The following is a 12262-nucleotide window of genomic DNA, read 5'->3' as shown; positions in this document are numbered from 1 at the left end:
TTATTCCAGAAACGGCAGGTTGAGCTGATGCTCCCGGGCGCATTCTATCGCCGATTCGTACCCCGCGTCCGCATGGCGCATCACGCCGGAGGCGGGATCGTTCCAGAGAACGCGGCGCAATTTTACTTCTGCTTCTTTGGTACCGTCGGCACAGATAACCAGGCCCGCGTGCTGGGAATAGCCCATGCCGACACCTCCGCCGTGGTGGAATGAGACCCAGGTCGCACCGGAGGCTGTATTCAGCATGGCGTTCAGCAATGGCCAATCGGAGACGGCGTCGGAGCCGTCCTTCATACCTTCGGTTTCGCGGTTGGGACTGGCCACCGATCCCGCATCCAGGTGATCCCGACCAATGACCACCGGCGCTTTGAGTTCTCCGCTGGCTACCATCTCGTTGAATGCTACGCCCAGCTTGTCCCGCTGTCCCAGACCGACCCAGCAGATCCGTGACGGTAGCCCCTGAAAATTGATGTGCTCCTTCGCCATATCCAGCCAGTTGTGCAGGTGCGGATCGTCGGGAATGATCTCCTTCACCTTTTCATCCGTCTTGTAAATATCCTCAGGATCGCCGGACAGTGCCGCCCAGCGGAACGGGCCGATACCTTTGCAGAAAAGCGGCCGGATATATTCCGGCACGAAGCCTGGAATGTCGAACGCGTTGTCCACGCCTTCATCGTATGCCGCCTGGCGAATGTTATTCCCGTAATCGAAGACGGGAACGCTTTTGTCCCGGAAATCCAGCATGGCGCGCACCTGGACGGCAATGGATTCCATGGCCCGGCGGGTGACTTCTTCGGGATCACTCTTCTGCATGTGCTCCCATTCTTCCACAGTCATGCCCAGCGGCAGGTAGCCGTTCAGCGGATCGTGGGCGCTGGTCTGGTCGGTGACGGCGTCCGGCAGGAAATCCGAATCCGCAATCTTTGGAAAGATATCCGCCGCATTTCCAAGCAGGCCAACGGTGACCGGCGTTTCCTTTTCTGTGGATTGCCGCATGATTTGCAGTGCTTCTTCCAGTGAGGGCGCCTTTCGATCCACGTAGCCGGTTTTGAGCCGCATGTCGATGCGCTGCTCCCGGCACTCTACCGCGATCATGCTGGCGCCGGCCATCTTTGCGGCCAGCGGCTGAGCGCCGCCCATGCCGCCGAGTCCGCCGGTGAGCATCCACCGGCCGGAGAGATCGCCACCAAAGTGCTTCTTTGCCATGGAGCCGATGGTTTCGTAGGTCCCCTGCACGATGCCCTGGCTGCCGATGTAGATCCACGAGCCGGCGGTCATCTGCCCGTACATCATCAGGCCTTTTTTATCCAGCTCGTTGAAGTGATCCCAGTTGGCCCACTTCGGTACCAGGTTGGAGTTGGCAATGAGTACGCACGGCGCATCCTCGTGAGTGCGGAAAATGCCCACCGGTTTTCCGGACTGCACCAGGAGCGTTTCATCGGTATCCATTTTTTCCAATGAAGAGAGAATCCGCTCGAAGCTCTCCCAGTTTCGCGCGGCTTTCCCCATGCCGCCGTACACCACCAGTTCTTCGGGCTTCTCCGCCACCTCCGGATCAAGATTGTTCCGGATCATCCGGTACGGCGCCTCGGTCTGCCAGGATGTACAATGGAGTTGCGTTCCGGTTGGTGCTTTAACTGTCCGATTCATAATCACACCTGTATCTGTTTGTTACTTACACTCAACTGTTGCGCAGATGTATCAATTCCCTGAGAAACGCTGTATGTTTGATTTTAATTCGCTGGAGCAGATAGTGTTCAGCTTCACCAGTCCGGCGCATGGTGGAGAAGCCGAACCATTCTGTAAACCGGCGAAAAAACCGGGTCCGGATTACCTGTTCGCTCTTGGAATAGGGGCCGTATTGATCCCGCTCAGGAATTTGTAGGTCAGGAAACGCCTGAAAGTATCTTCCTGAGTAAAAGGAGAGATCCCGCTCGGTCTTGCCGTAATTCCTGAGCAGGTACAGCAGGTAGAGAAATCCCTCCTGTCCGGCCGTTTCGGACGGATACCGGTCGTTATAGGCCCAGTTGAATTCGGTGGTGAACACCCGGAAAAACCGGATAAACATGTCCACGCTGTTTTCAGGGTCTAGCAGAGAATCCCGCTTTTTTACCGGGACTAATTTCTCCCGATATTTGCGAACGATACCGCTAAACTCAAGCGCCAGTTTGGCGGACCGGAGCGCCTTCCAGTCGTTTTCGCTACTCAGTTTGGTAATCCCGCTTTCTATATCCTCCTGGGGAAGATATTGTTCTTTGTATAACTCTCTGACAACATTTCGCCGCAAATTGCCGATCTTCGTCAGACTCAGCTCCCCCTCTTGGCGTAAGAGGTCCAGTAGATGTCGGATAAGGTTATACATAGGACTGGTTTCAAGCCATTGGACATCTATGGAAGTATTGATATGTATGGGACAACTCGCACCGAACGGATCGTAGAGAATGGCGTGCATCTCCTCCGGCGTAAAGCCGTCGAAGTCCTCCTGCGGCGTCCGGTTGAATTCCCCGGTCATTCTCTCGAGCTCGTCCCAGTTGAAGTACATGGCTATTATCCTCCGTCCGGTTTACCAAAGAATAATCAGAACGGTCGCGATGCGGTTTCTGTTTTGAAGATCCACGTTTTGTAAAACCAATATACAAATTATAACTCGAAATCTTCCCGTTGGGAAGCCTTCATTTGTTATGGTTCTCCGGATTGATAAGAAGTGTCGTATGGGTTTTGTTTTGGTGTCAAGGAATTAATTGTATTAAAATGACGGTTGACGAAGTATATTGAATTGATACTTTATGCATTCACCGGCTTTGATCTGGGTGTTTGCTTCGATTCACCCGTTCAATTCGGTGCCGCTTTTGTGTTCTCTACGGAATATGTTTTATGCCCATTTCGGGATCATGCAACAAGGTTTGACAAGGCTATGAATATCCTGGTCGTTTACCCGGTGATTCCGGGAACGGGATCTTCCTTAAAATGTTGATTCGGACGTTTGCCATATTGTTATGTCAGGTAATAAATTCCTACATTATACCGAATCGGAATTAAGCCACCGGATACAACATGGCGAAGACTCCAGCACACATCCCACAATATCTTACTCAACCATACCGGTTTATTCGTTCATATTCCCTGAATAACCTCAGAGCCGATCTACTGGCCGGGATAACGGTGGCAGTAATTCTGCTGCCTCAGGCGATAGCTTTTGCGATGGTCGCGGAACTCCCGGCGGAGATGGGACTCTATGCTGCAGTCGTGGCCGCGATAGCAGCGGCGCTGTGGGGTTCATCCGACCATCTGCAGACCGGCCCGACCACGGCGATTTCCATTCTGGTCTTTTCCTCGCTATTAGGCGCGGCCCCCCGGGGTACACCGGAATTTTTTATCGCAGCAAGCCTCCTGGCAGTGATGGCCGGAATTTTTCAGGTGGCCATGGGATTTGCCCGGATGGGTTTCCTGGTGAACTTCGTTTCTGATTCCGTGGTCATCGGTTTTTCTGCCGGCGCCGGTGTACTCATCGCCGCAAAACAGATCGGGCCGCTGCTCGGGGTGAATTTTTCCTCGGCAAACCTGTACGACGTCGTCCGGAAAACAGTGATTTATCTGCCGGAATCCCATCTCCCGACCGTACTGCTGGGACTCGGAACCATCGGTTTAATCATTCTGCTGCGGTACATCAACGACCGATGGCCGGCATCGCTTATCGCAATGGTTGCCGCATCGGTGACGGTCTATGCCTTTCAGTTGGATAAAATTGGAACCGAAGTGATCGGCGAACTGCCGGGCACCTTCCCACCAATTCAGTCGCTGCCGTTCATCAATCTGGAATTGATTGCGGATTTGTCAGTCGGCGCCCTGGCGGTGGGAGCCATCGGGTTGGTGCAAACCACCGCAGTGTCCAAAACCGTCGCAGCGGAAACCGGTCAGCGTCTGGACAGCAACCAGGAGTTCGTCGGCCAGGGTTTCGCCAATATTGCGGCCGGCCTTTTTTCCGGATATCCGGTGGCCGGATCTTTTACCAGGACCACTGTGAATCAAAAGAGCGGCGCGAAGACGAAACTGGCCGCGATGATCTCCGGGGGAGTGGTGTTAGCGGCAATGCTGTTCCTGGCGCCGCTGGCCAAATACCTGCCGCAATCCGCGCTGGCAGGCGTACTGATGGTCATTGCATATCGTTTGGTCAACTGGGAAGAAATACAAAGAATATGGGAAGGGACCAAAGCGGATGCTGCCATCATGGTTATCACCTTTCTGAGTATGCTTTTTTTACCGTTGGAATTTGCGGTGCTTACCGGGATTATTTTTTCCCTTGCCTTGTATATCAGACAAACGAGTATGCCCAGAATCGAAGAAGTCCTCCCTGATCCGTCCTTTAGTAATTTTGATCGGGACTCTGACCGTCCGGCCTGCCCACAGTTAGTAATTTATGAAATTCTTGGGGATCTCTATTTCGGAGCGGCAAATCACATTGAACAGACGCTGCGCCAGCACTTCAACGAGCATTCAGGTCAGCGATACCTGTTGCTCAGAATGAACGGTGTCCAGCATTGCGATTTCAGCGGGATCAACGCACTAGAGAGTATCGTAAAGACCTATCGGCGGGCAGGCGGCGATGTTTTCTTTTCACGGGTGCAGGACCCGGTCCTGGACATGATGCACTCCACGAGTTTTTACGAGCATGTCGGTGAGGAGAATTTCCTGGAAAAAGATAAGGCCATCGGGCACATTTTTCACCGGGTGCTTGATCCGGCGATCTGTATATACGAGTGTCCGGTACGGGCGTTCAGGGAGTGCCAGACCCTGCCCAAGCGGGATTATCCGGGCAAGGTCCCCCGGTTGGACGAGATACCGGATGAAGAGGCCGTTCCGACCATCGCACCCCTGGACCTGTGGGAACGCCTCTCAGAACAAGATCCGCCAATGGTGATCGATGTCCGGGAAGAGCGGGAATATGAACAGAGTCACATTCCCGGAGCGAATCTGATTCCGCTTTCTGAATTCGTGGAAAAATACGAGACCCTTCCCACCGATCAGGATATCGTTCTCGTATGCCGGGGCGGACGCCGCAGTTCTCGCGCAGGATATATGATGCGCGAAGCCGGCTACGACAATGTGTACGTTTTGGACGGCGGATTGTTGGGCTGGGAGAATGCTGACCTGCTGTTGGCCGTGTAACCAAAATCGGAGAGAAGTATGGAAGAACCACCGAAAAAGCCGACCGAGGAAAATTTAAAAAAGGCGACCACTGATATCGAGTTGCCCCACAACCTGGGATTCGACCTGGTCCGGTGTACCGAGGCGGCGGCGATTGCGGCTGGGCGCTGGATGGGGAAGGGGAATCTCGAGGATGCTGACCAGGGTGCGTCGGAATCCATGCAGGAGTTGTTGAATACGTTGCAGATTCGCGGAAATATCGATATCGGAGAAGAGGTCAAGCCGGAAATGCATACCCCAATGGAGAGCGGAGGAACGGTCGGTACTGGTGAAGGCCCGGAGGTTGATTTGGTGGTCGATCCCATCGATGGGAGACAGCTTCTGGCAGAAGGCCGCCAGGGCGTGATATCTGCTATAGGCGCGGCACCAAAGGGAGGCATGCGGTCACCGGCTCCTGCCATCTATATGGAAAAATTGGTGGTTTCCAGGGAAGTGGCTGACGCGTTGGTGGAAGAATGTATGAACGCGCCCGTTGCCTGGACCCTCGGCCTGATCGCCCGGATTAAAGAGAAAAAAGTGGAAGATCTGGTGGTCTTCGTCCTGGATCGCCCGCGACACAAGACCGTAATCCAGGACATCCGGAACGCCGGCGCCCGGGCCATGCTCCGGCACGATGGTGATATCGCCGGGGCGCTGATGGCTGCAACCCCCGGAGGACCTGTGGACATTCTGATGGGCGTCGGTGGCGTGCCCCAGGGGATGATGACCGCATGCGCAATTAAAGCACTAGGCGGAAAAATGCTCGGCAGGTTGGCACCACAGACAGAGGAGGAACGCGGAGATATCGACAATGCTGAGCTCAGTTCCCAGGAGATCCTTACCAGCGATGATCTGGTTACCAGTAAAGACGTGTACTTTGCGGCGACCGGTATTACTGACGGGCCGTTGATGGAAGGGGTTCAGTACCATGGAAATCGAATTAAAACCCATTCCGTCATTCTGCGGAGTACTACAGGATCCCGCCGGGATATCTATACCGAACGGCAGATTGAGTCGTAGTATTGGCGGTCAAAGTGTTCTAAGAAAATTTGATTACTGGTGCGTATGCGTACACCCGGAATTACTCGTCCGGATTGTTGTCCATTTTTCAAGGTGAATTGTTATATCCCCAAAATTTATGAAAATATTCCGGTAGCCCGGCCGGGAATGTTCAGGCTTCCAGGTATTCACGGATACTCTTGGTGATAGTATTCCATGTCCACCGGCGAAGTTCGTCGTCCGTCTCCAGCAGGGTGACCCGGAATCCATTCCGATTTGAGTAAAAACCGGTAAGCGGGACCACGCAGATGCCTGTGGCGCCCAGAAGATAGTAGACGAAGCGCTTGTCCACTTCCACACCGTGTACAATATCGTTCACATAACTTTGCACTTCATCGTTCTCGATCCGGAGTTGCTGATCATCATTGAGCACACCTTCCTCAAATAATACAGACATGTAGAACGAACCCTGCGGACGAGTCACCTGTATGCCGTCCACTTCATTAAAAATTTCATACGCTTCGTTGGCGCGCTCTTCGAACATCTTGCTACGCCGCTTCAGATGATCCTTATATCGGTCGTCACCGAGCACTGAGGGAATGGCGTACTGCGGCAGGCTGGTGGAACAGACCTCCAGCATCTTGGCGTTAATCAAACTCTGGATGTACTGTTGGAAAATGTGATCCTTGTGTTGGTTAAATACTTCAATCCAACCGCACCGGCCACCGGGCCACGGAAACTCCTTGGAAATGCCCCGCAGGGCGATACCGGGCAGCCCGCCAATGACTTCGCTCAAATTGGCCGTCTCGATGCCGTTATAGACGATATTCGCATAGATTTCGTCGCACAGGACGAACACATTGTACTTCTTTGCAATGGCCACCATCTTGGCCATGAATTCTTTGGGATACACCGTCCCGGTGGGATTATCCGGGTTGATAATCAGCATCCCGGCGATGGAGTCGTTATACTTTATCTTGTTTTCCAGATCCTCCAGATCCGGCATCCAGTTATTGTAGGGATCCAGCTCGTAGGTGAGGTGAGAATAGCCTGAATGGGCGGCCTCGGCGGAGGAGTGCGTGGAATACGCCGGCGACGGACCGATAACCCGGGCTTCCCGCTTCAGGAAGCCGAATATTTTGGAGACCGCGTCACCAAGCCCGTTGAAAAACACAATATCGTCAGCGGTGATCTGGGCTCCACCACGCATATTGACCTGTCGCGCCAGGAATTCCCGGGTCTCCCGGATTCCCTGGGTGGAGACATATCCGTAGGTTTCATCCCGGTTTACCAGGTCGGTCACTCTTTCCTTAATCCAGCCCGGGATCTTTTCCCCTTTCTGGATGGGATCCCCGATGTTTTCCCAGACGATCTCCATCCCCAGACTTTCCAGATCTCTGGCGACCTTTACTATCTCCCGGATTTCGTAGGAAAGTTGCCGCGATCCTTCATGGACGATATTACGTAACATGCCTTTACCTTCATTTTTCTGCGCTAATGCGTTTATCAGTGATAATTTCGATAACTGCTAATTTACAAAATATTGATACGGCGTCTACCGGAATTCCGAAATGGCTGAAAAAAATCAACCCGGAAGATATATATCCCGCCATCCAGAAAACCAGATGTGTGAAGAACTGGATGAATGGTTTTCTGGGCGGGATTCCGCCCGGACTCCGTCTAATGGCGGAGTCAAAGCAGGAACCCTAGCTGTAAAACCGGGGGGCTCCATCTGCACTCCTTACTTTTGGGGTGAAGAGATTGAATGTAATCCCAGGGACTAAAGATGCTGGCAATAATTATCCTCTTCGGTTATTTTCTTTGTCATGGAATCAGAAGCCATTTGTGCATTAGAAGCCCATTGAGTTATACCATCAGACTATGCCGACAACACTCAGAGCAGGATAGCGAGAAACGTGGCATTTCAGTCAATTGATTTTTCCGACAAGCGGGCCATCGCACGGCGTCTGCTCCTCTTTTTTCCGATATTTGCAGCAGTCAATATTATTATTGTCTACCTGTTTACCGATATTTCCGACCTTTTAAAAATCCGGGAATTTTATCCGGGATATTTGCTTATCGCGGCCGGACTTCGGCTGATTCCCTGGTTTATGAAGGCGTTTAGACTTCAGAACTGGATGCATTTCCTGAAGCGAAAACTCTCCTACTGGGATGGTGTCCGGATTTCAATTTGGTCCGAACTCGGGGCGTGTATCACTCCGACCGCCATCGGCGGCCAGCCCATAAAAATGGGGTTGCTCTACCAGCGGGGACTCCCGGCCGGGGAAGCAGCGTCGGTTACGTCACTTGCCGTGTTCGAAGATATCGTCGCCCATGCAGTGGGAATCCCTATAGCGTTGACGACAGGTTGGATTTTGCACCTGGGATTTTTCAATAAATTTGCCCAAATCCTTCAGAGTAAGGCGCTGGCACTGGGTGTATCAGTGGTTGGGGTCGGTGTACTCGTCTTGATTTGGAACCTTATCCGTAGAGACGCATCGCATCCCGGAAAAATTCGGCTGAAACTCTTCCGTTTTTGGGTTGAGTTCAAAACGCTGTATCGGACAACGATTCGTTACGGGAAGACGCGGTTTTTTCTCAACTCACTGTTCTCGGCAATCCAGTGGTCCGGCCGGTATGCGGTGACAGGGGTATTGGCTATAGGGCTGGGTTATGAAGCAAACCTGTTTGTTTTTATTGTGGTGCAGATGCTGATTTTCGCACTGATGTCGCTGGTGCCGACCCCCGGTGCATCCGGAGGCGCTGAGGGACTGTTCCTGTTGTTCTTCAGCTCAATTTTACCGGCAAGTGCCATTGGCACGATGTTAATCGGCTGGCGGATCCTGGATTTTTACTTCCTTGGAATTCTCTCCCTGATCTACATTGGATTTGAATCAATTTTCCATCGTTCGGCAGCACTCTCTACAGAGGAGTCAGAGTAGGGAATGTGTTGTAAAAAACCCCTCTCCTCAGATGAGGAGAGGGGCGAGGATACGATGAGTGTATGTAGTCCTTATGCTCTCACCCGATCCAACAAGTTGTGTGTGGTGATGTAGACCACCGGAATTAATATCAGCGTAATCAGCGTGGAGACAGTCAGGCCGCCGATGACGGCCCGGGCCAGTGCCGCTTGAATTTCGCCCCCGGCGCCGGTGCCGAAGGAAAGCGGCAGCATTCCGAGAATCGTAGTTGCCGCCGTCATGAGAATGGGGCGGAGGCGCAGTCTACCGGACTGGAGCACCGCTTCGGTGATGTCCAGATTCTGTTCACGGCGCATCAGGTTGATATAGTCCACCAGGACAATGGCGTTGTTCACCACAATTCCGATGAGCATTACAATCCCCATCAGGCTCTGGATATTCAACGATGTCCCGGTAATAAGCAGCGTTGGCACCACACCAATAATCGCCAGCGGGACCGAAACCATCACGATAAGCGGGTCAAGAAAGCGTTCGAACTGGGCGGCCATAACCATATAGATAAGGATGATGGCCATGAGGATGGAAAGGGTAAAGTCGCGCTGGGCCTTCTGTTGCTCCTCATATTCGCCACTGAATACCAGAGAAAAATCCACCGGGAGTGCAAATTCGCCCAGCTCCATCTGAATATTCCGCACCACGTCACCCAGAGCAATGCCGCTTTCCAGATTCGCCGTGATATACGTAACCCGTTGTCCGTTAATTCGCTCAATGGAGGTCGGACTTCTGCGGCGTTCTGTCTGGACAACTGAGGAAATCGGCAGAATGCGACCCGTGCGAGTCCGAACCGAGATATTTTTGATGTCGACGGTACTCAGCCGATCTTCAGGCTGCAGTCGTACCATAATGGGGAATTCCTCGCCGCCTTCCCGATAAACGCCAGCACGACTTCCGCCAATGTTGGTTTGAATGACCCGTGCAATTTCGCTGACAGACAAACCCAGATCCGCGATCTTTTCCCGATCGATTATCAGATTCTGCTCCGGTCGGCCCTCGCGACGGCTAATCCGGATATCCGCTACCTCCGGCATCTGTTCAATAACGTCTTCGATGTCTGCAGCGAGCTGGTCCGCAAGGGCCAAGTCGTATCCGCGCAGCTCAATCTGCACCGCTTCCGATCCGCCGGACCCAAACAGCCGCCGGAGCATCCAGAGCCCGGACTGAGCCGACACTCTGACTTCACCGCCAGGGATTTTACCGGAGACGTGTTCACGAATTTGATCGGCCAGGACGAAACTATTGACGGTTCGAATTTCTGACGGTTTCAGGGATAATTCCACCTCGGCATCGCCGGGTCGGATTTCGATGGACATGTGCTCCACCTGATCCATGGGCGTTACCTCTTTGACCAGTTGCTCCAGCTGGTACAGGTATTTGTTCACCACCGCGATATTCGTCCCCTGGGCCATCTGGAGTCCCACGTCGATTTCGTCGGCGTCCGTCTGCGGGGCGAGTTCTACCGGAATCATCGGCCAGAGCAGAATAGTACCGACCAGCAGAGCCGCAGTAATACCCAGGACGGTTTTTCTGTGATGGACAGCGGCTTCCAGCCAGCCCGAATATTTGTTTTCAAGCGCCAGGAACATCCGGCCCAGCCTGGATTGTTTATCGTCAGTTGCGTGCTCCCCCTTGCCCACGGTGAGAAAACGGCTGCTGAGCATCGGTACCAGCGTTAGCGCCACCAGCAGGGAACAGAGGAGCGCAAACACCACCACCAGCGCGAGTTCCTTGAACAGCATCCCGGAGACGGTCTGCATAAAGATCACTGGGAGAAAGATCACTGAGGTTGTCAGAGTTGAGGCAATGATGGCTCCTGCAACCTGCTTGGTACCAACCAGCGCACTCTTCTCCAGGCTTTCCTTGTTCTCCCGGAGCCGGACAATATTTTCCAGCACCACAATGGCGTTATCCACAATGAGGCCGATGCCGAGGGCAAGCCCGCCGAAACTCATCTGGTTCAGGGTGAGATCGTTGAAATAAAGCAATCCGAATGTGGCAATCAGGGAAATGGGAATAGAAAGCGCTATAATAAAAGTGGTTGAACCATTTCGCAGGAAGATATACAGGATAAAGATTGCCAGAAGCCCGCCCCAAAGCGCCGATTTCTGGACATTGTTTATAGAGCCCTGAATAAATTCGCTCTGGTCTATCACCATGAGTAGTTCAAGATCGTCCCGTTCGCCGTTAATTTTATCCATGATTTTTCGGGCTTCTGCAGCGACGGCAACCGTATTGGCGCCGGACTGCTTCCGGATCCCCATTCGGATCATTGGCAGACCGTCGATTTGGACCACGCGATTAAGGTCTTCGTACCCATCGACGACTTCCGCTACGTCCTGCACCCGGATCGGCTTACCATCGATGACCGTGATTATCGTACTTCCGATCTGGTTCACTGATTGGTACTCGCCGCGGGTCCGGACGTACATATCGCTAATACCCTCTCGCATGTCTCCACCGGGAAGTGTGATGTTCTCCTGGCGCAGGGCATTGGCGACGTCCGTGGCGGTGAGATTGCCGGAGGCCAGTCGATCCCGCTTCAGTTGGATCTGGATTTCGCGGTAGACACCGCCCCAGACGTCCACGGAGCCAACGCCGGGCACCTGTTCAAATCGCTGGGAAATTTCGCGCTCCAGGATCCGGGTAAGCTGCTCCATGTTTCGGTTGGATCTCGCACCCAGAATGACCACCGGGAAATTGTCGGGATCAAATTTCCAGAGTCGGGGCGGTTCCACTTCCGGTGGAAGGCTACCCCGGATGCGGTCCAGCGCGGCTCGAACATCGTTGGCCGCTTCATCGATATTGGTTCCCTGGGTAAACTCCAGGGTTACCCGGCTACGGCCTTCTGATGAATTGGAACGAATTTCTTCTATATTGGGCACGCTGGCGATGGCGTTTTCCACCCGGTCGGTGATAATGGTTTCGATTTCCTCCGGACCGACATTCGGGTAGGTGGTGGAGATGCTCAGCATCGGATATTCTATAGGTGGCAGCAGATCCACCGGGAGGAAACGAAATCCCATGATTCCCACCACAATAATGATGAGAAACACCATCGTGGTGGCGATGGGACGTTTAACCGAAAGTTCTGTTATATTCAT

General features: G+C 53.2%; 7 protein-coding genes. 3 read left to right on the top strand and 4 right to left on the bottom strand.

Annotated elements, in window-relative coordinates:
* Together K9N57_14155 and K9N57_14150 are read right to left on the bottom strand one after the other, a co-directional pair.
* Nucleotides 1-1650, bottom strand: coding sequence for a urocanate hydratase (locus K9N57_14155; protein MCF7805324.1), 1650 nt, complete (start codon nucleotides 1648-1650; stop codon nucleotides 1-3).
* Between the two features lie 31 nt (nucleotides 1651-1681).
* Entirely contained in the window at nucleotides 1682-2542 is an 861-nt protein-coding gene (locus tag K9N57_14150; GenBank protein MCF7805323.1) for a hypothetical protein, read from the bottom strand.
* 512 nt (nucleotides 2543-3054) lie between these two features.
* On the opposite strand from K9N57_14150, the gene sulP reads away from it, so the two are divergent.
* Nucleotides 3055-5166 (top strand): sulfate permease, encoded by a 2112-nt coding sequence (gene sulP, locus K9N57_14145; protein ID MCF7805322.1) that lies wholly within the window; start codon nucleotides 3055-3057, stop codon nucleotides 5164-5166.
* An 18-nt stretch (nucleotides 5167-5184) separates the two neighbouring features.
* Nucleotides 5185-6204, top strand: coding sequence for a fructose-bisphosphatase class II family protein (locus K9N57_14140; protein ID MCF7805321.1), 1020 nt, complete (start codon nucleotides 5185-5187; stop codon nucleotides 6202-6204).
* A gap of 151 nt (nucleotides 6205-6355) precedes the next feature.
* Here the strand turns inward: K9N57_14140 and K9N57_14135 are convergent, their stop codons facing one another.
* Nucleotides 6356-7654 carry a pyridoxal phosphate-dependent aminotransferase gene (locus K9N57_14135; GenBank protein ID MCF7805320.1) on the bottom strand — a complete coding sequence of 433 codons (1299 nt, stop codon included), beginning with the start codon at nucleotides 7652-7654 and terminating at the stop codon, nucleotides 6356-6358.
* A gap of 445 nt (nucleotides 7655-8099) precedes the next feature.
* Between K9N57_14135 and K9N57_14130 the strand changes: the two genes are divergently transcribed.
* A complete protein-coding gene (locus K9N57_14130) occupies nucleotides 8100-9125 on the top strand; it encodes a flippase-like domain-containing protein (protein ID MCF7805319.1) in 1026 nt (341 codons plus the stop codon).
* Nucleotides 9126-9196: 71 nt separating this feature from the next.
* Here the strand turns inward: K9N57_14130 and K9N57_14125 are convergent, their stop codons facing one another.
* Entirely contained in the window at nucleotides 9197-12262 is a 3066-nt protein-coding gene (locus K9N57_14125; GenBank protein MCF7805318.1) for an efflux RND transporter permease subunit, read from the bottom strand.

The sequence above is a fragment of the Candidatus Neomarinimicrobiota bacterium genome (genome assembly GCA_021734025.1).
Lineage (GTDB): Bacteria > Fidelibacterota > JAANXI01 > JAANXI01 > JAANXI01 > JAANXI01.
The sequence above is the reverse complement of the archived record's forward strand: the minus strand, read 5'-3'. Positions and strand labels throughout refer to the sequence as shown.